The 19,617-nt window shown below is 40.1% G+C and carries 22 protein-coding genes; 20 read left to right on the forward strand and 2 right to left on the reverse strand.

Translation table 11 applies throughout. The annotated features are described in order from the left end of the window. The first annotated feature begins 123 nt into the window (after positions 1–123). Positions 124–1,611 carry a peptide MFS transporter gene (locus MHH33_RS02345; RefSeq protein WP_016429659.1) on the forward strand — a complete coding sequence of 496 codons (1,488 nt, stop codon included), beginning with the start codon at positions 124–126 and terminating at the stop codon, positions 1,609–1,611. A 356-nt stretch (positions 1,612–1,967) separates the two neighbouring features. On the opposite strand, the gene MHH33_RS02350 is transcribed toward MHH33_RS02345, so the two are convergent. Continuing rightward, complete coding sequence (locus MHH33_RS02350) at positions 1,968–2,105, reverse strand: hypothetical protein (RefSeq protein WP_016429660.1); 138 nt, start codon at positions 2,103–2,105, stop codon at positions 1,968–1,970. 137 nt (positions 2,106–2,242) lie between these two features. Between MHH33_RS02350 and MHH33_RS02355 the strand changes: the two genes are divergently transcribed. Further along, complete coding sequence (locus MHH33_RS02355) at positions 2,243–3,100, forward strand: DUF6612 family protein (protein ID WP_342542838.1); 858 nt, start codon at positions 2,243–2,245, stop codon at positions 3,098–3,100. 89 nt (positions 3,101–3,189) lie between these two features. Here the strand turns inward: MHH33_RS02355 and MHH33_RS02360 are convergent, their stop codons facing one another. After that, positions 3,190–3,534: a general stress protein gene (locus MHH33_RS02360; protein WP_016429662.1), complete on the reverse strand. Its 345-nt coding sequence runs from the start codon at positions 3,532–3,534 to the stop codon at positions 3,190–3,192. Positions 3,535–3,708: 174 nt separating this feature from the next. Between MHH33_RS02360 and MHH33_RS02365 the strand changes: the two genes are divergently transcribed. The 18 genes from MHH33_RS02365 to MHH33_RS02450 all read left to right on the forward strand — a co-directional run bounded on the left by MHH33_RS02365 (position 3,709) and on the right by MHH33_RS02450 (position 19,616). Beyond that, a complete protein-coding gene (locus MHH33_RS02365) occupies positions 3,709–4,329 on the forward strand; it encodes a phosphatase PAP2 family protein (RefSeq protein ID WP_342542839.1) in 621 nt (206 codons plus the stop codon). Between the two features lie 57 nt (positions 4,330–4,386). Further along, on the forward strand, positions 4,387–5,034 hold the full coding sequence (locus MHH33_RS02370; protein WP_342542840.1) for a uracil-DNA glycosylase: 648 nt from the start codon (positions 4,387–4,389) through the stop codon (positions 5,032–5,034). Beyond that, the gene (locus MHH33_RS02375) at positions 5,034–6,089 is read left to right on the forward strand and encodes a hypothetical protein (RefSeq protein WP_342542841.1); all 1,056 of its coding nucleotides are present in this window, start codon (positions 5,034–5,036) and stop codon (positions 6,087–6,089) included. Before MHH33_RS02370 ends, MHH33_RS02375 begins: the two co-directional genes overlap by 1 nt. A gap of 280 nt (positions 6,090–6,369) precedes the next feature. Continuing rightward, positions 6,370–7,587, forward strand: coding sequence for an MFS transporter (locus tag MHH33_RS02380; protein WP_342542842.1), 1,218 nt, complete (start codon positions 6,370–6,372; stop codon positions 7,585–7,587). Between the two features lie 115 nt (positions 7,588–7,702). Then, a complete protein-coding gene (locus MHH33_RS02385) occupies positions 7,703–8,044 on the forward strand; it encodes a DUF6054 family protein (protein WP_016429666.1) in 342 nt (113 codons plus the stop codon). Positions 8,045–8,087: 43 nt separating this feature from the next. After that, positions 8,088–8,402 (forward strand): VOC family protein, encoded by a 315-nt coding sequence (locus MHH33_RS02390; RefSeq protein WP_342542843.1) that lies wholly within the window; start codon positions 8,088–8,090, stop codon positions 8,400–8,402. Positions 8,403–8,437: 35 nt separating this feature from the next. After that, complete coding sequence (locus MHH33_RS02395; protein WP_342542844.1) at positions 8,438–8,986, forward strand: DNA topology modulation protein; 549 nt, start codon at positions 8,438–8,440, stop codon at positions 8,984–8,986. A 547-nt stretch (positions 8,987–9,533) separates the two neighbouring features. Beyond that, entirely contained in the window at positions 9,534–10,283 is a 750-nt protein-coding gene (locus MHH33_RS02400) for a gluconate 2-dehydrogenase subunit 3 family protein (RefSeq protein ID WP_342542845.1), read from the forward strand. A 16-nt stretch (positions 10,284–10,299) separates the two neighbouring features. Next, positions 10,300–12,012 carry a GMC family oxidoreductase gene (locus MHH33_RS02405; RefSeq protein ID WP_016429670.1) on the forward strand — a complete coding sequence of 571 codons (1,713 nt, stop codon included), beginning with the start codon at positions 10,300–10,302 and terminating at the stop codon, positions 12,010–12,012. Between the two features lie 16 nt (positions 12,013–12,028). After that, positions 12,029–12,229 (forward strand): twin-arginine translocase TatA/TatE family subunit, encoded by a 201-nt coding sequence (gene tatA / locus MHH33_RS02410; protein ID WP_016429671.1) that lies wholly within the window; start codon positions 12,029–12,031, stop codon positions 12,227–12,229. Between the two features lie 11 nt (positions 12,230–12,240). Further along, on the forward strand, positions 12,241–13,071 hold the full coding sequence (gene tatC, locus MHH33_RS02415) for a twin-arginine translocase subunit TatC (RefSeq protein ID WP_342542846.1): 831 nt from the start codon (positions 12,241–12,243) through the stop codon (positions 13,069–13,071). 370 nt (positions 13,072–13,441) lie between these two features. Then, the gene (locus MHH33_RS02420; protein WP_342542847.1) at positions 13,442–14,302 is read left to right on the forward strand and encodes a GNAT family N-acetyltransferase; all 861 of its coding nucleotides are present in this window, start codon (positions 13,442–13,444) and stop codon (positions 14,300–14,302) included. Between the two features lies 1 nt (position 14,303). Further along, complete coding sequence (locus MHH33_RS02425) at positions 14,304–14,663, forward strand: MmcQ/YjbR family DNA-binding protein (protein WP_342542848.1); 360 nt, start codon at positions 14,304–14,306, stop codon at positions 14,661–14,663. Then, complete coding sequence (locus tag MHH33_RS02430; RefSeq protein WP_342542849.1) at positions 14,660–15,064, forward strand: HIT family protein; 405 nt, start codon at positions 14,660–14,662, stop codon at positions 15,062–15,064. The genes MHH33_RS02425 and MHH33_RS02430 overlap by 4 nt, the downstream gene beginning before the upstream one ends. Before the next feature lie 228 nt (positions 15,065–15,292). Beyond that, a complete protein-coding gene (gene abc-f / locus MHH33_RS02435) occupies positions 15,293–16,939 on the forward strand; it encodes an ABC-F type ribosomal protection protein (RefSeq protein ID WP_342542850.1) in 1,647 nt (548 codons plus the stop codon). Positions 16,940–17,078: 139 nt separating this feature from the next. Further along, complete coding sequence (locus MHH33_RS02440) at positions 17,079–18,056, forward strand: ABC transporter ATP-binding protein (RefSeq protein ID WP_342542851.1); 978 nt, start codon at positions 17,079–17,081, stop codon at positions 18,054–18,056. Next, positions 18,049–18,690: an ABC transporter permease gene (locus tag MHH33_RS02445; RefSeq protein ID WP_342542852.1), complete on the forward strand. Its 642-nt coding sequence runs from the start codon at positions 18,049–18,051 to the stop codon at positions 18,688–18,690. The genes MHH33_RS02440 and MHH33_RS02445 overlap by 8 nt, the downstream gene beginning before the upstream one ends. 11 nt (positions 18,691–18,701) lie before the next feature. Further along, on the forward strand, positions 18,702–19,616 hold the full coding sequence (locus tag MHH33_RS02450) for a glycine betaine ABC transporter substrate-binding protein (RefSeq protein WP_342542853.1): 915 nt from the start codon (positions 18,702–18,704) through the stop codon (positions 19,614–19,616). The last annotated feature ends 1 nt before the right edge of the window (position 19,617 follow it).

Here is a 19,617-nt window from a genome sequence, read left to right on the forward strand (position 1 = left end):
GGACGTTAAAATGTATAAGTTGTCTTTTACTGATAAATCAATCGGACCTTTATTATCAGTATATTTTGCACATTCATTTACAAAAACGTATGTGTAATTATTAAAAAGAAAGTAGGGAAAAGAATGGCGACAAAACAAGAAATCGTCCAGTCGGTTCCTCAAAAAGGATTCTTTGGACATCCAAAAGGCTTATTAAGCTTATTCTTTACAGAGTTTTGGGAGCGTTTCTCCTACTACGGAATGCGCGCAATCCTGCTCTACTATATGTACTATGAACTAAACCAAGGTGGACTTGGTTTGGACAGATCGACAGCGAACTCGATTATGGCGGTATATGGATCACTCGTATACATGTCGGGGATTATCGGGGGCTGGATTGCTGACCGTCTATTCGGTACAACCAAAACCGTATTCTACGGTGGGGTAGCCATCATGTTAGGACATGCAGTCTTGGCATTACCAGGCGGAATCACGACACTATTCATTTCAATGGGCTTAATCATTATTGGTACAGGTTTATTGAAACCTAATATCTCTAGCATCGTGGGAGATTTGTATTCGGAAAACGACGTTCGTCGTGACTCTGGATTCAGTATCTTCTACATGGGTATCAACATGGGTGCATTCATTGCGCCATTAATTGTAGGTACTATCGGATTGGAATATAACTTCCATTTAGGATTTGGACTTGCATCAATTGGTATGTTCCTTGGATTAGTTGTATTCGTTGCTACGAAAAAGAAATTTCTTGGACTTGCAGGATCTCATGTTCCGAATCCAATGACTAAAGGTGAGCGTAAAACTGTATTCACGCGTATTTCGATTGCATTAGTTGCCATCTTGATTATTGGTTATATATTGATTGAAAACGGTATCATGACAATCGATGTCTTTACGATGATCGTTTCCATCTTGGGTATCGTCATTCCTACGATTTTCTTTATCGTAATGTATCGTAGTTCAAAAACGAACGCAGATGAAAAATCTCGTGTTCTTGCGTACATTCCATTATTCATCTCGGCGATGGTATTCTGGGCAATTCAAGAGCAAGGGTCAATCATCCTAGCTCAATATGCAGATGAGCGAACTAACTTAGTGCTTGGGTCATGGGAAATTAACCCAGCTTGGTTCCAATCGTTAAATCCATTATTCGTTATTGGGTTTGCACCGTTATTTGCATGGTTATGGGTTCGTCTTGGTGTTAAACAACCGTCAACACCTAAGAAATTTGCCCTTGGTTTATTCTTTGCGAGTATGTCATTCTTAGTGATGATTATCCCTGCTTACATGAATGGAACTGAAACTTTGGTTAGTCCATGGTGGCTAGTATTAAGTTTCTTCTTAGTAGTACTTGGGGAATTACTTCTTTCTCCAGTCGGAATATCAGCAACTACGAAGCTTGCGCCAGCAGCATTCGCTGCACAAACAATGAGCTTATGGTTCTTAACGAGTGCTGCCGCTCAAGCAATCAATGCGCAAGTCGTGAAATTCTACAATCCTGAAACTGAAATCGTCTATTTCGGTGTCATCGGGGCTGTTGCATTGATAATCGGTTTAGTGTTATATATTTCTTCACCAATGATCGAGAAGTTTATGCGTGGCGTACGTTAATGCACATTTTAAAGCCTACCGATATATATCGGTAGGCTTTTTTTGTATGGATTGATGAGTGGTGGAAGTTTAACAAGGTACTTATTTATCGTACTTTTGCGCTTGCCGCATGTTCCGCATAAGCCAACAAGTATGAAAACCACATATTTGTTGACTCACACTTCGAAAGTGCCGCTCCTGCGGTTACTCGTCGCAAAGAATATGGTCAAACTACCTTTGACCATATTCTTTCTTGCGGCTTGCTATTCGCAGTACTTTTTCGTTTTTGTGAAAAATCTTCAATATCAAGCAGAGACTAATTGTAGATGATAAGGGAGCCGATTCCCTCTAATTCGCATTAAAAGTTAACAAATCCATTATCTAATAATTACTTTCAATATCACGTTTAAGAATACAGTCAGCCATTTTAGAACTCCTCTTTTTTCATTCTGTTTTTGCATGCGATATTGTCGGTCTTTTTTCAAAATCGGGTATTCTTTTTCCAAATCCTTCATTGAGATCACTCCTTAAAATACATATTCAACAAAAGGAAAAAATTCCCTTCAACTCAAAAAAGATTTCCAATTGAAACCTTTTCGCGATACACTCGTATTATAAGTAGAAAGAAAATTGAGGTAAAGGTGGCGACAACATGAAAAAGTGGATGACACTTATGGCTACTAGTGCATTAGCGCTAAGTTTAGTTGCATGTAACACATCAGCAACTCCAACTTCCAAAACGTCAGAAGAAAACACAAGTGATTTAACACTTAAACAAGTATTTGAAAAGTCATTAGCACAATCAGAATCTATTGAAAGCCTTAGTGCAGATCTTGATATGGTCCAAAAAGTTGAAGTTCCAGCTCAAGATGTAGCAATGGATTCAACTTCAAAAATGACAATGGATTTGATTGTCGATCCTTTGAGCATGCATCAAAAGGGCACTACGTCGACGACGATTCCAGGTGAAGAGTCATCAGGACAGCCACAAGAAATGGAAATGGAAAGTTTTATGACTGCAGATGGATTCTTTACACACGATAACATGTCACAGCAATGGATGAAGTTGCCGAAAGATGTGTACGAACAAATGATTTCCATTTCACAAAAGCAAGCTGATCCATCTCAACAGCTGAAGGATTTAGAGGCGTTCATGGATGACTTCACATTCAATCAAGATGATAAAGAATACGTTTTGAAATTGTCTGCGGCTGGGGAAAAGTTTAATGAATTGATCCAAAAACAGTTAGCAGAAACCATGCCGGAGCTGGGTGCGGATGAACAGGAAATGCTGAAAGAATTAAATATCAAAAAAGTTGACTACGAAATCCATATCGATAAAGAAACATTTAATACAACAGCATTAAATGTAGTGATGGACATGACAATGGCGGTAGATGGGGAAGAAATGACCTTGTATCAAGATATGAAATCCACTTTTAGTAATTACAATGGTGTTAAAAAGATAGTGGTGCCTCAAGAAGTACTAGATACCGCACAAGAAATGTAAAAAACAGCCTTTCCGAGATATGATTCTCGGAAAGGCTGTTTTATTAATATTGATTTTAAAATATAGATTTTCTACAAAGTTAAGGGGTCTTAATAAGTAAATCCAGCAGGTGTGTTTTTGACTACAACAACCACTTTGTGTTCATCTAATTTTTCTTCTAGTTGTTCTGCTTCCGGTTGACTAAAACCGAGTTCTTCGAATTGCGCACGAAGTTCGTCACCTTTTTTGCGGAAAACATTTGCAAGGGATGTACCTAACCCTTGTTCTGCAACGCCGACAGTATTCGCATCTGCCATATCAGCTACTTGATTTGTACGATGATTTTCATGAGTAAGTACGTAGATATCGTCCTCATGTACGCCTTTAGCTTTAATCTCCTGAATACCACGAATCGCTTCATCATCTGTTAAATACTCTTTATAGGTTACACTCATTTTAAAATCTCCTTTCAAATCGTTTATTCTGACACAATAGTACTTTACCACTCTCAACAAAGATTAAACGAAATAGGCTTAATTTCAATCGAAAGACTTAGACCAACAACCTATTAATGGGAAAAGAGTTGTAGGAATATGATAGAATAACTTTTAATAAGGAGCGTGAATGTTGTGAAAAAATGGTTTTATCCTTTGGCGTTTGTGACCTTTATTGGCTTCATCACGCTGTTTTTCAGTTTTACTCACGATGAAATGGTTGAATTTGATGAAGCAATAGGAGAAGCACTGATCGGAAACGAATATATTCGATTCTTTCATTACTTTGGGGAGCCAATCTGGATTGTCTCAGCAGCCGTTCTTTTGATTGTCTACCTCGCATTTAAAAGCCGAAACTATCGCGGAATGTTGTTTGTTCTATTTGCCGTTGGTGGAGGAAATATTATAAATCTCGCAATAAAAGAATGGGTGCAACGGGCTCGTCCTGATATTCCGCATCAATTAACGAGTTTCAGTTTTCCATCCAATCATGCCATGGTGGGCTTACTGTACATTTTTACATATGCATATTTTTTAACTGAAAATCGAGCATCCACTAAATGGCGTATCGGAATCTGGCTTAGTGCAGTTACCTTTACTTTACTTGTTGGTTTATCACGCATTGCGGGTAACAACCATTATGGTACGGATGTGATTGCGGGTTGGATGTGTGGCTATTCCCTCTTCATTCTCGTAGTCATTTGGTATGAGTGGCGAAATCGTCACATGTCAAAAAGAGTGGTCCAGCCAGAATAAATAGAGTCTTGCGCCAAAAAAATGGCGGAGGACTTTTTTTGAAAGTGGTGAATTGACATGTTTTCCATCCCAGATGAATTGGTGGAATTAGGCAAGAAGCGTATAGAAGGATACGCCGTACAAGGATTTGTCCGTAGTCAAGGGAGTACCTCACCCAAGCTACTATTGATTGGTGAGGCGCCAGGCGAGAATGAGATAGAAACGGGGATTCCATTTATCGGGCGTGCGGGCAATGAGCTCATGCAATCGCTGAACAGTATCGGTTTAGAACGAGAAAATGTCTATATGACCAGCCCTGTTAGAAGCCGACCTTACAAATGGGGCACAAAAAAAGAACGCGATGGCACAATCGTAAAAAGAACGTATAACCGTGCACCCAAGCCTGCTGAAATACTGGCACATGCACCATTGTTGGATTATGAAATTCATCATTTACAGCCAAAATTAATTGTTACACTTGGAACAATCGGCTTGCAACGACTGTTGGGGAAGAATGCGAGGGTCACCGAACTACATGGTCGAAAATTAACACAACCCATTCAGTATTTAAAAAATTTAGAGGATGAACAGTATAGTTTAACATCAAAAACTTATGTGATTGTCCCCACTTTTCATCCCGCTTCGGTGTTTTACAGACCATCTTTAAGAGAACAAGTGGCAGAGGACTGGCTAAAAATTGGTCAATATTTGAAGGAGTTAACATAATGATTCAGGAAAAAGCAATAAAACATGCACAGTATGTAAATTCACAAGTGTCATACTTAGGGGAAGGAGCATGGCATCAAGCATGGCAACTAACCTCCCCGCAACATAAATCGATGGTTCTTCGGATTCCAAAGAAAATTGCATATAAAAAAGAAGTTGCCTACGATGCAAATGCGTTACTAGCAGAGTATGGAGGGACGGAACAATACTATAGTTGGGTGAATCAGGTAGTACCTGGAGCAGCTCCAGAGAAGTTTGTTTATCATGTTTCGGAAGATTTGACGTATACGATAGAATCTTTTGCTGGAAGTCATGTGGATTTACATGACTTAAATAGAGAAGATGCCCAAAAATTAGGATCCGAATTCGGAAAATTATATCGTAAACTGGAGCAAGTAAACCATGGTCTCGAAGGGTTTGGTTTTTTTGATTGGAATGAAGAAAGTGGTCTGCACGGTCATTTTTTAGGCGATTTCCATGAATTCGTTACAGCTGAAAGCAAGGAAATAATAGACGACTACATGGATTTATTAACAAAGAGACCAATCTTTAATAAACCTGAAATTAAAGAGGCAATTCTACGAATATGTGAAAATCGTTTAATAGAGATTGGTTCACCCGTACTAACAAATCAAGATGCATCACCAGAAAACTGGTTAGTGGATAATGGACAATTTCGGATCATTGACCCCTTACCTTTCTTATATATAGGTGAAGTAATGGCAGCAAACTTTATGAACCTATATGAAACATTATTTGTGGAACTTGCGCATACAGAACGGTATGGTAAACACCGTTTTCATGAATGTAGGGAAACATTACAATCGATAGCAAATGGTTTTGAACTGGGCTATTGTGGACAGAACGCTGATTTAATCCGCAAATTGAGAAGTGAACAGATGATTCAAGTCCTGAATTGCGCCGTCAGCCATAATCAAATGTTTATTGAAGGTTTGAACGAAGAACAAATTATCCGTTACGGCACAAAAGAAGATGTTGAAAATCGGCTGACTGTATTTGTCGAAAAACTAATTGAATTACAAGACCAGGTATAAATTTTTATCATGGTTAACCTAATTTTTTATAATGAAGTTACGTATAGGAAACATATCTCATACAATTAACCCAGATATGAGGAGCGAAATGACAAAAGTCATTTCGCTCTTTTTTGTATGACGTAAATGCCAAAAGGTCAGACTGAGACCGATAGAACATTCAAAGAGGTAGATAAGCGCTAAAATTTTTTAGATTTTCAGAGTTGTAGAATTGCGTTTATAGAACTATACTGATGTGTAAAGATAGATGATGACAAGTGTAAAGACAAGGAGACCTCACATGAAGACAATAACAGAAAAAGAGAATAAACCGATTTCCCGCAATAAATTATTGGGAATTGCCGGTCTTGGGTGGATGTTCGATGCGATGGACGTAGGAATTTTATCTTTCGTTATAGTAGCACTCGCGAATGAATGGGCTCTAACTCCTGAACAAATGGGATGGATAGGAAGTGTTAACTCCATCGGAATGGCAGTGGGGGCCTTTGTGTTTGGGATATTCGCTGATCGGGTTGGACGGAAGAATATTTTTATCATGACACTTGTTCTATTTTCAGTGGCGAGTGGATTGTCTGCATTTTCTGCTTCCCTGGCAATCTTTTTGATATTCAGATTTTTTGTGGGAATGGGTTTAGGTGGGGAACTGCCTGTTGCATCTACATTAGTATCTGAAAGCGTGGAAGCAAAAGAACGTGGTCGAGTCGTGGTATTGTTGGAGAGTTTCTGGGCAGCTGGATGGCTGATTGCAGCAGTTATTTCTTATTTCGTTATTCCAGTCCATGGCTGGAGAGTTGCCTTAATCATTACTGCTTTGCCAGCAATATATGCAATTTATCTACGATTGAACTTACCGGACTCTCCGCAATTTACGGCAAAACGAGTTCGGGAGAGCACATATGCTCAAAATATTAAAGCGGTATGGTCTAAAACTTATGCAAGGCCAACGTTGATGTTGTGGATCTTATGGTTTACTGTTGTGTTTTCATATTACGGAATGTTCCTGTGGTTGCCGAGTGTCATGGTAATGAAAGGCTTTACGTTGATTAAAAGTTTCGAGTACGTGCTGATCATGACTATTGCACAATTACCAGGATATTTTACTGCAGCATGGTTAATTGAAAAAGCAGGTCGTAAATTCGTGTTAGTCACTTACTTACTAGGCACAGCTACCAGCGCATTTATATTTGGGAATGCGGATACTACGATGTTATTGATTGTATCTGGCGCGTTCTTGTCGTTCTTTAATTTAGGTGCATGGGGTGCTTTATACGCGTATACACCTGAACAATATCCTACTGTTATTCGAGCAACTGGTACCGGTATGGCGGCTGCTGTAGGACGAATTGGCGGGATTTTAGGACCATTATTGGTAGGGACGCTTATTACAAGAGGCTACGATATCGGTTGGGTGTTCGGCATTTTCTGTATTGCAATCGTTATTGGTGTGTTGGCAGTTGTTTTACTGGGGAAAGAAACGAAACAGCTGGAACTTGAATAATACAGACGGGAGATTCTCTTTAAAAGGGAATCTCCTTTTTTATTGTTTTCTTTGAAATTGGATAGAAACCTTTCATTCTCCGTAAACGTATAACAAGTTAAAGGGGGATTTGGAAATGAGTGTAAGAGAATTCGATATAAATATCAGTCCCGTTGAGGCAATGAACAAAATTCATAATGGGGTGATCGGAGGAAGTATTTCGGGAAAATTAGTAGATTACTATGAACGCGTTTCTGGAGATCATCAAGTTGTGGTATTTGTTCTGGAAAAATTCTTCATGCGAACGAGTAATCGCTCTTCCATGACGGTAACCATTGATAATTTCGGTGACGCAACGAAAGTGCATGCCGTGGCATCCGGAAGTTCTGAAAGTCCGTTTTTTAGATTTGATTGGGGAGCGGGCGACAGTTTTGCGAATAGTGTGGAAAATGCGCTGGCACAACATATTATAAGTTGATAGAATAAAGCTACTAAATATGTGTGGTAAAGGAGAGTCGGCTATGTTCAAAAGAATTGACACCGTTTTTTTACCTGTGCAAGACACAAAACGCTCAATCGAATGGTTTGAAGAGAAGTGTGGATTTAAATTGCGATGGCATGATGAGGAAAATGGTTATGCAGCAATGGACGTCGGAAATGGAGAAACAGCTTTTACGCTCGTGAGAAATCCACAAATGGGTTCGAGTAAACCTGAAGAACATGAATGGTTCAATCTCTATACAACGGATATCCATGCTACCCATCATTTCATGTTAGACGCAGGAGTCGATGCAACACTTGTACAAACTGGAGGAAACGTAGAATTCTATCTTTAAAGATATTGATGGCAATACGATTGGAGTCTGTTCATTTGAAGAAGACGCAGCTTAAGCATAGAAAAATCTTGATTGTGGGATCGGGAGGAGCTGGGAAATCCACGTTATCTCGCCAATTGGGTGAAAGGCTGGGTTTGCCTGTCGTGCATTTGGATGCGATGTTTTGGCAACCAGGATGGAAACCTTCACCACGTCCTGAATTTATGGAAAGAGTAAAGAAGGAATTAGCGAAACCCGAGTGGATCATTGATGGAAATTATGACTCCACCATCGAATTACGTGCGCAGTATGCAGACCTTATTATCTATCTTGATTTCTCGAATGTCGTATGTCTCTATCGCGCATGTAAACGTGCGTGGATATATCGAGGGACAACACGACCGGATATGGGGAAAGATTGTCCGGAAAAAATAGATTGGGAGTTTGCCCGGTGGATTTGGCGTTACCCAAAAGATGCACGTCCAGAGATGCTCGCTGTTCTAGCCAAAGTCCAGACAGACGTCATAACACTGAAAACACCAAATGAAGTGGAACAATGGCTACAACAAATAGAGGACATAAAAAAGAGTGAATCATCCAGTTAAGGATGATTCACTTTTTATTATGATGTTTTTAACGTCGAGTAAACGATAAGGCGAACTTCGTAATAAGATGCAACGTATAGGAGACTCCGCTAATAAGAACCCACATATTATCTTGAAAGAAGTAGAGAAAAATTCCAGGGATGAGAATGAAAATACTTAATAGTAGTAGAGCTGTTGATCTATAAAAATCCACGAGATGCTGGATGGCTGTTATTTCATCCGTAAACGCCACTTTCCATGAAGGTATATCCACCACTTGGAAAAGGTTTAAATCTTCCTCAATTTGGACATTGTATATTTAAGAGAGTTCATAATCTGCGGTGGTAGTATCGTATGCATACACAACATTCAGACTGTCAACTTTCCATCTCAATAAGGTAGGGATTCCTTTTAACGTTAAATTTGTGTGTATAAGTAATCCTCCTGTATTCCGAATGAATAATTCATAATATTCGTTATATGAATATTGGCATATTTATTCAAAACTGCTAATTTAACATACTATCAAAAATTTCGACAGTCTAATTAAAAGAAGGAGAGTGAAGGCATGGCGAAGAGAGTGAAGAAGTTTTCTAGACGTGATTTCCTGAAAACTTCAGGGGTGGCAACTGGTGCACTTATTGGAGGGGGAATTCTTGGTGGTTTGATTGGCTACAATTCAAAAAATGCAACGACTACGCCAACTGAAACCAAGCATGGAGGTCACACGGAAACGGGAACGTCGGATAAAGGTCTAATGTTTTTTACAAGCGAGCGAGAGTTTCAAGTACTGGCCAACGCAACTGAACGGATTTTTCCGAAAGACGATTTAGGTCCTGGTGCTATTGAGCTTGGGGTACCGTATTTTATCGACAGTCAATTAGCAGGGCAGTATGGCAGTAACTCTAAGGAATACATGCAAGGACCATTTGCTATTGGTGCGCCTACCCAGGGATATCAAAGTCGTCTGACGCGTGCTGAAATCTTTAGACAAGGTATTGCAAAAATGGAAGCCGAGTCGTCGAGCAGATTCGATAAAGGATTTTCGGATCTAGAAGGTGCACAAATGGATGAAATATTGACAGCAATTCAAAAGGACGAAATAAAAATGGAAGGAACAACATCTGCATTTTTCTTCCGTCTGCTTCGGACTGCAACACTGGAAGGTGCTTATTCAGACCCTATGTATCGTGGGAATAATAATATGGACGGTTGGAGAATGAAAGAGTTTCCTGGCCACCAAATGGCTTATATCAATGTAATCGACAAAGCGGAATTCCAAAAAATCGAACCACAATCTTTAAGTGGGAAGCACTAGGACAGGGGGGAATTAAATGGTAACAACTTTACCGAAAGTAGACGTCGTGACTGTAGGAGTTGGATGGTTAGGGGGAATCATAGCAGCCGAATGTGCAAAGGCAGGCTTGAAAGTAGTAGGCTTGGAGCGCGGAAAAGAACGAAGTACTGAAGATTATATGAAAGTGCATGACGAATATAGATATGCAATAAGGTACGAACTCATACAGAATCTATCAAAAGAAACGATAACCATTCGGAATAACCGTGGGATGCAAGCACTTCCGATGCGACAATTAGGTTCATTTCTTTTAGGGGAGGGACTTGGAGGCGCGGGTACACACTGGAATGGACATACATGGCGTTTTCTTCCTTACGACTTCCAAATAAAGACACTAACAGAAAAAAAATATGGTCCCAAAAAGTTGTCTTCAGACTATTTACTTCAAGATTGGGGTATTACATATGATGAGTTGGAACCCTACTTTTACAAGTTTGAAGAAACCGCCGGAATCTCAGGTGAAGAAAAAAATCCATTTGCAGGCAAACGGTCAAACCCATTTCCAACGCCACCGATGAAGAAGACACCAATATTGCAAAAATTTGAAACGGCAACGTCCAAACTTGGCTATACACCATTTATGCTACCGTCAGCAAATTTGTCAGAAGCTTATACAAATCAGGATGGACAAACGATCAATGCCTGTCAATACTGTGGTTTTTGTGAACGTTTTGGTTGTGAATATGGGGCAAAGTCATCTCCTGAAGTTACGGTCGTTCCAACGGCAAAAAAAACGGGGAATTTTGAAGCACGCTTTGAAGCCAATGTAGTGGAAGTCATCAAGAGCGGAAATAAAGTTACTGGCGTCAGGTATTTGAACACGTTGTCGGGTGAAGAGTTTATTCAGCCAGCTGAAGTGGTTGTTCTAACAAGTTATGTCATGAATAATGCAAAATTATTAATGATATCGAAAATTGGTGAGCAATATAATCCGGATACCGGGCGTGGAACATTAGGTAAAAACTATTGCTATCAAATTTTACCGGGCGCAACGGGTTACTTTGAAGAACAAATGAACACGTTTATGGGGGCAGGTGCACTGGGGATAAGCATTGATGATTTGAATGGCGACAATTTCGATCATAGTGATTTGGATTTCATTCATGGTGGGAGCCTCTCTCTCCTTCAATCAGGTGCAAGACCGATTGAAACAAATCCGATTCAGAAAGATGTACCTACGTGGGGCGCGGAATTCAAGAAAGCGTCCATATATAACTATACCCGTACTCTTTCCATTGGGGCACAAGGAGCATCCATGCCACATAAAGAGAACTACCTATCATTGGATAGTAAATATAAAGATGCATACGGTGTACCTCTTCTTCAAATGACATATAATTTTACCGATCAGGACCGTGCGCTTCATAAATATATTACGGAAAAGTCTGCTGTTATCATGAAAGAAATGGGTGCAAAAACAGTCGAAAGCCGAACACCGATCACGGATTACGATATTGTCGCCTATCAAACGACGCACAATACGGGTGGGACAATTATGGGTAGCAGTCCCGAAAATAGTGTAGTGAATAATTATTTGCAGCATTGGGATGCGGAAAATCTTTTCGTTGTAGGTGCGGGTAACTTCCCACACAACGGAGGATACAATCCTACAGGTACGGTGGCAGCATTTGCGTATCGTGCTTCGGAAGGCATTATCAAATACAGTAAATCGGGTGGATCACTCGTATAAAAAAGGAGGAATACAAATGGGTGGATTAGGAGCAATAGGAGTACCAGGATTAATCATTATTCTTGTCATTGTACTCATCGTATTCGGACCGAAAAAATTACCAGAAATCGGATCGGCAGTAGGGAAGACATTCTCGGAATTTAAAAAGTCGACAAGAGGTCTAATGGATGACGACGAGCCAGTGAAAAAAGATGAAAAGAAATCTGAAATCGTATAGAAGGTGTAGATATGGACCCATACGAACACCACGACAAGAAAATACTAAGTCCATTGGACAAGAAATTGGTTGAAGAAGTAGGCGCAACAACTGAAATGGTTGATGAAGATGCGATTGAAAGCGATGAAGGCACCCTTGTGGATCATCTAACGGATTTACGGAAACAAATCATTAAAAGTGTGTCCGTGTTTCTATTTTTCTTCATTGTTGTATTATCAACCATCAACCTATGGTTTCCATTAGTGACTAGAGGCAATGAACTGATTGTGCTTGGGCCACTTGAAGTGGTGAAATTCTATATGTCGATTTCCAGTGCACTGTCTCTCGGTTTTTCACTACCCTTTATCTTTCATTTTATCGGGCAATTCGTTAAACCGGGATTGAATCATACAGAGAGTCGATTTATTGGTATTTACTCTCCACTCATGCTCGTCCTGTTTGTGGTTGGTATTTCATTTGGATATTTTGTTGTGAATCCCTTGAGTTATCAATTCTTGATTAATATTGGCGAAGTAAATTTTGAAGTGATGGTTTCAGCAAGTGAATATATTCACTTTTTATTAATGACGACAGTCCCACTTGGCCTGCTTTTTGAACTGCCTATCATCGCAATGTTTTTGTCAGCCATAGGAGTTTTGACATCAGTAAATATGAGAAAGGTTCGAAAATGGTCTTATGTGATACTGGCGATTATTTCGACAACAGTGACACCACCAGACTTTATTAGTGATTTCATGGTGCTGATTCCGATGATATTGTTGTATGAAATCAGTATTGTGTTAGTCGCAAAACTTGAACGCAAACAAATTACAACCAAAGAATTATCCATCTCCCAAGACTAGGGGGATGGATTTTTTTGTTTATCGTACATTTGCGCTAGCGGCATATTTTGCATTAACCAGCAAGTATGAAATCCATATACTTGTGGGTCTCACGCTTGGGCCCACATGAAGTGGCATTTTTAACCTTCGTTCCTTTGCTTGCCAGGCGCAAATGCACTCTTTCATTTGTTCCTATAGCTTCTTTTGAAAATTAATAGTTTAGTAATCAGCGCCACTCCAGCGGAATAGCGGGCTGGCGAGACACGATTCCCGAATTTTATTAATCGACTGGCATTTAGTTCACAAACATTGTTAAATTTTCTAAAAAGAGTGACATTTATAGAGAATTTGTGTAATATCTACTATTAAAAACGAAGGGAGATAGAATCGGTTGAAATTCAATGTGTTTATTCAACCTCAGGAATTTGAGGATAAAGCTAAACCGTTTCTAATGCAAAATGAAGATTTATACAGTTTGTTTTACGGTGTGCTACAGGGAATCAAAGCCGGTCGTTATGAAAATCCATTCATGGCTACGGTCGAAGAGGATGATCAAGTCGTGGCTCTCTTTCAAATGACGCCCCCTCATCCACTGAATATTATTGTGATTGATGAAACAAAAATGGCTGATATTTTGTCATTTGCGGCGCAAGAGATTTCTAATAGAAAAATTCCAGTTCCGTCGGCTGTCGGAGTGAAGCGTGTCGTAAATGCTTTTTCTGAAAAATGGCAGGAGCTGACGAAAAGTAAAGCCCGATTAGTGATGGATCAAGGCTTGTACCGTCTGGATAAAGTCGAACAATCACTCGAAAAAAGTTCGGGATCTTGGCGCTATGCGAGAAAAGACGAAGCACCATTACTGGCAACTTGGTATAAAGTGTTCGAACAGGATACGGGACTTAAAAGCTCCCCACCTGAAGTGATTAATGAGCGCGTCATACAGTTTCTTGAGGATCAGGAAGTATTCTTATGGGAAGACAACGGGAAAGTCGTATCAATGATGAAAAAAGCACGTCCTTCAGATCGAGGGGTTACCGTATCATTTGTTTTTACTCCTCAAGAGGAAAGAAAAAAAGGCTATGCGCGGACGATGGTTGCTGCTGGAAGTGAAGAGTTGCTCAAAACATATGACTTCTGTGTACTATATACAGATATGTTGAACCCGACGTCCAACAAAATTTATCAGGAAATCGGTTACCGGAAAATTGCGGATTCCATTCACTTAGAATTTTTACCGGAAAAAGGGCAATGAAATGGAAGCGAGTGAATTGAAAGCATGGTGTGCCGCACAAAAAGGGGCACAGTTTGATTATCAGAAGGACTGGGATGCAGAGCGTTATTTAGTTGGCGGGAAAATGTTTGCCATGTTCGGTCACGATAAATCGGGTACGCCGATCCTTTCATTGAAATGTGAACCACAACGTGCAGATATGCTTCGTGAAGAATTCGAAGACATCCAGCCAGGCTACTACATGAACAAAACCCATTGGAATTCTCTAGCTTTAAATGGTACTTTGCCGGATGCACTTTTCAAGGAATGCATTACACATTCATATGAATTGGTGTTTAAAGGATTGACGAAAAAAGTGCAAAACGAGGTGAGTAGTCAATGAACTGTATTTTTTGCCGCATCATAAAAGGTGAGCTGCCAGCGAGAGTGGTAAAGGAAACAGAGGGAGCCATTGCATTTTTGGATATTGACCCCATTCAGAAAGGCCATGTGTTGGTTTTGCCAAAACGTCATGTGCCGGATTTAACAGACATGACAATAGAAGAAAATACGGTGGTTATGTCTCTTTGTCAAAATGTCATGAAATCCATAAGGGAATGTTATCCTGCAGAGAGTGTAACGATTATGCAAAACAATGGAGCGTGTATGGAAGTTCCGCATGTTCATTTTCATATCATACCGAGGTTTTCAGAAGATGGCTTCAAAGTGGTGGAACCTGTTATTGAAATAAGTGATGGTGAAATGGACGAAATTGCGCGTCAATTGAAAAGTAATATGGTATAATTTTGTTACTAAGTATGAAGGGACGATGGGTGACTGATGGATATCTAATCTGATTTCTATGCAAATGAACATTTTTGCAAAACGGAAATTGGATTCGTCTGCCCATTTATCCCATCATCGTAACTCTTTTTGTACATAAAGAGCTTTTTTGTGATGACTATAAATGATCAGTGAATCCTTCCGTACAAAAACGGAGGATTTTTTTATTTCTCCGAAATTGGAGGGATCATGATGACCTTACTAGGAAAATTACAGAACGTATCGATTCAATTTGGAAGTAAAACAATCTTGAAAGATGTGACGATGGACATCAGACAAGGGGGATGCATTGGAATTGTCGGCGCAAATGGCGAAGGAAAATCAACTTTGCTGTCAGTCCTTGCGAACGAAAAGGAACCAAGTGAAGGGTTTATTCAGTGGTTCGGTGGCATACCGTCGATGCATTATTTTAAACAGCAAGTATCTGAACCACAAGAATTTTCCCCTGCTCAAAAGAGGGAATTGCATAAATGGCAAGTTCCAAAAGGTCGCTCATATGAATTAATGAGCGGTGGTGAACAAATGAAACAGAGGCTAGTGCAAGCTTTTTCAAATCAAGTTCAGATACTGATTTTAGATGAACCGACAAATCATTTGGATCAGCAGAGCTTACATGAATTAATAGCACAAGTTAAGCGTTTCAAGGGGACTGTTATGGTCGTTTCACACGACAGGCATTTCCTGGATGAAGTGGCTGATGGGATTTGGGAAGTGGAACATCAAGGTGTCAAAGCATATGAAGGGAATTATTCGGTTTATTGCACTCTAAAAGATGAGAGACGAAAAGCACAAACTCATCTATTTGAGGTGCAACAGAAAAAAATTGCCCAGATTGATGAACAGATTTCTTCTCTTCAAAATTGGTCTGCAAAAGCTCATTCACAATCGACCAAGCAAGAAGGATATAAAGAACATTATCGGGTAAAAGCAAAAAGGATGGATACTCAAATCCGTTCGAAACGTAAGAGGCTTGAAGGAGAAAAAGCAAAAGCCGAGCTCAATCGTCCAACAGAAGAGAAAGCAGTGTCATTTTCGATTGAAGCAAACCGTAAGCAAGGAAACCGAGTGATTGAATCCAAGTCCGTCACTAAAACTTTCGGAAGTCACACACTTTGGAAAGATGCTTCATTCACCATTAAGCAAGGTGAAAGAGTTGCACTCGTGGGACCGAATGGATGTGGAAAGTCCACATGGTTGAAAATGCTGATGGAAGAAGAACCGTATGAGGGTGAACTGTGGAGAACAAAAGCAATGCGTATAGGCTATTTGCAGCAGTCCATAGATGATTTACCGGAAGAGAAAACTCCGGAAGAGTGGTTTGTCCCTCATGATTTTGACTCCCGGGGAATGATTCAAACTTTGATGATCAATCTGGGATTCGGGGAAGAACACTGGCGATTGCCGATCAAGTCGATGAGTATGGGAGAGAAATTGAAATTAAAATTAATGGCATTCATGCTCGAACAAAAAGATGTATTGCTATTGGACGAACCGACCAATCACTTGGATTTACCTTCGCGTGAACAACTGGAGCAAACTTTGTCTACGTATCCAGGGACCATTATCGTTGTGACGCATGATCGATACTTTCTTGAGAAAATCGCCACAAAACTCCTGGTCTTTGAAGACAGATGCATGAAAAAAATCGACATGACTTTTAAAGAATGGCAAAATCGCCAAGTTGAAACGGCACAACAGCAACAACTGTTGAAGCTCGAAACAGAAAGACAGGCAATCCTTGGCGAAATCAGTTTTATATCCAAACATGATTCAAAATATGAGGCACTTGACCAACGTTTCAATGAATTAACTGCTCAAATAAATGCTTTAAAGTAGTAAGCTGCATCCACTCGGTTACACAAATCGAGTGGATGTGTTTTTTTATGAATAAGTCGAAGAAAATATGCATATTTCATATGATTAACGGGTAATAGGAAAAAGATATACATACTGAAGCTTAAAAGGGGCAGAGGCTGTGATTCGATTTAATAAAGTAACGAAAAGGTTTGCGGATGGGACGGAAGCATTAAAAGATGTTTCATTGACCATACCGACAGGCATGTTAACGGTGATTATCGGTCCCAGTGGATGCGGTAAAACCACATTGATGAAGATGATTAACCGACTGGAAGTACCTACCTCAGGCGATATATTAATTGATGACCAATCTATTAAAAATCAAGATGAAGTGGGACTTAGAAGATCTATAGGCTACGTCATTCAGCGTATCGGCTTATTTCCCCACATGACTATCGCTAAAAACGCTGCATTGGTACCTACATTAAAAGGGTGGACTGCAGAAAAGACACAAGCCCGTGTCAACGAACTGATGGACATTGTTGGACTCGATCCGGAAACGTATTTGAACCGATTTCCACTTGAATTGAGTGGAGGTCAGCAACAACGTGTAGGCGTAGTACGTGCACTGGCTGGGGACCCGAACATTGTCTTAATGGACGAACCATTCAGCGCTCTCGATCCAATCAGTCGTGAACAACTTCAAGATGAATTGCGAAATCTTCAACAAGAAATTCAGAAAACCATCGTTTTTGTCACGCATGATATGGATGAAGCGTTGAAAATAGCTGACCATATTATTGTATTGCGAGATGGAAAAGTGGAACAAGTGGGATCTTCAGAAGTGCTTATCCATCAACCTGCCAATGAATTTGTACGGAATTTTATCGGTGAAGAACGCATTAATCGTAAACGGTCATTTGGCAAATGGAAGATTGGGGAGTTGTCACCGTTTTACACTCAATCCAATATGAGAGAACAAATTGTTTCCATTAACTCTTCAGATGACGTGGAACAAGCAATTGCCTTATTGGAAAAGCCCCATACAGATGTATTGGCGGTTTATACGAATGAAGAATTTGTTGGCTACCTTGACCAATCTTCGTTGTTAAAGGCAGTAATAGCAAAGGAAGAAGGTGCTTCTTCTTATGACTGATTTTTTGGATACACTCCAAAGTCGCTCTGATCTTATTCAACAAGCGTTCCTCGAACACATCTATTTATCTTTCGTGGCACTGGCAATAGGCATTGCGATTGCCTTGCCGCTTGGAATGATGATTGCACGCTATCGAAAATACGCAGAACCTGTAATAGGCATAACTGCAATATTTCAAACGATACCGAGTTTAGCATTATTCGGTTTCTTGGTACCTCTCATCGGAATAGGGTCAAAAACAGCACTCATTGCACTTGTTATTTATGCTTTGCTACCAATCCTCCGCAACACCTATACAGGGTTGACCAGTGTTGACTCATCGATTATTGAAGCGGGACGCGGAATGGGAATGACGCGGACACAGATATTAAAACAAATTGAGTTTCCGCTTGCTTTGCCATTTATAATGGCAGGTATTCGAACAGCTACCGTCCTGACAGTTGGGATTGCAACACTCGCCACGTTTGTGGGTGCTGGTGGTTTAGGGGATGTCATCTATCGAGGGTTGCAATCGTATAATAACTCGCTCGTTCTTGCCGGTGCACTTCCGGTAGCATTACTGGCTATCAGTTTCGATTTATTATTGAAATGGGTTGAAAAGAAAGCAACACCAAAAGGGATGAAAACACATTAGGAGGAAATGACATGAAGAAAAGGTTAGCGGGTATAGCACTTTTAACATCGTTAGCGTTAGTTGGCTGTGGCTCATCAAACGATGCTGGTGGCGACGCAAGTGAACCGATTGTAATCAGCGGGAAACAATTTACCGAGCAGTTTATTTTACCCCAAATACTCGGCCAGTACGTGGAATCCAAAACAGATTACAAAGTGGAGTATAAAGAAGGGTTAGGCGAAGTGGCGATATTGACACCTGCGCTTGAAAAAGGTGATATCGATGTCTATGTAGAGTATACGGGAACAGGGTTGCAATCGGTTTTGGAGGAAAAGTTGGAACAAGATGAAAGCTCCGAAAGTATTCTGGAACGTGTTCGGAAGGGATATGAAGAAAAATTCGGTGTCACATGGTTGGAACCATTGGGCTTTGAAAATACGTACACTTTAGCTTACAGCAAAGATAAACCTTATAATGCTGAGACCTATTCTGACTTGGTTGAAGCGTCGAAGTCAGAAGACATCGTGTTCGGTGCACCCCATGCTTTTTATGAGCGACCTGGGGATGGTTATGATGCCTTGCTGAAAGTGTATCCATTCGAATTCTCTGGTGAGGAAAGTCTGGATCCAAACGTAATGTACGAAGCGGTTAAACAAGGAGATGTTGATGTCATTACGGCCTTTACGACAGATGGCCGAATTGAACGATTCGATTTAGCCATCACAACAGACGATAAAGGTTTCTTCCCTAAATATGATGCAGCCCCACTTGTTCGTGAGGAAACACTCAAAACGTACCCTGAACTTGAAGATGTGTTAAACGAATTAGCAGGAAAGATTTCTTTGGAAGATATGCAAAAGATGAATGCGCGTGTCGATATTGATGGTGAAAAAGCAGAGGATGTAGCACATGACTTCTTGATTGATAAAGGTCTGATCAAGAAATAAC

It is taken from the genome of Paenisporosarcina sp. FSL H8-0542 (assembly GCF_038632915.1).
In the GTDB taxonomy this organism is placed as follows: Bacteria; Bacillota; Bacilli; order Bacillales_A; family Planococcaceae; genus Paenisporosarcina.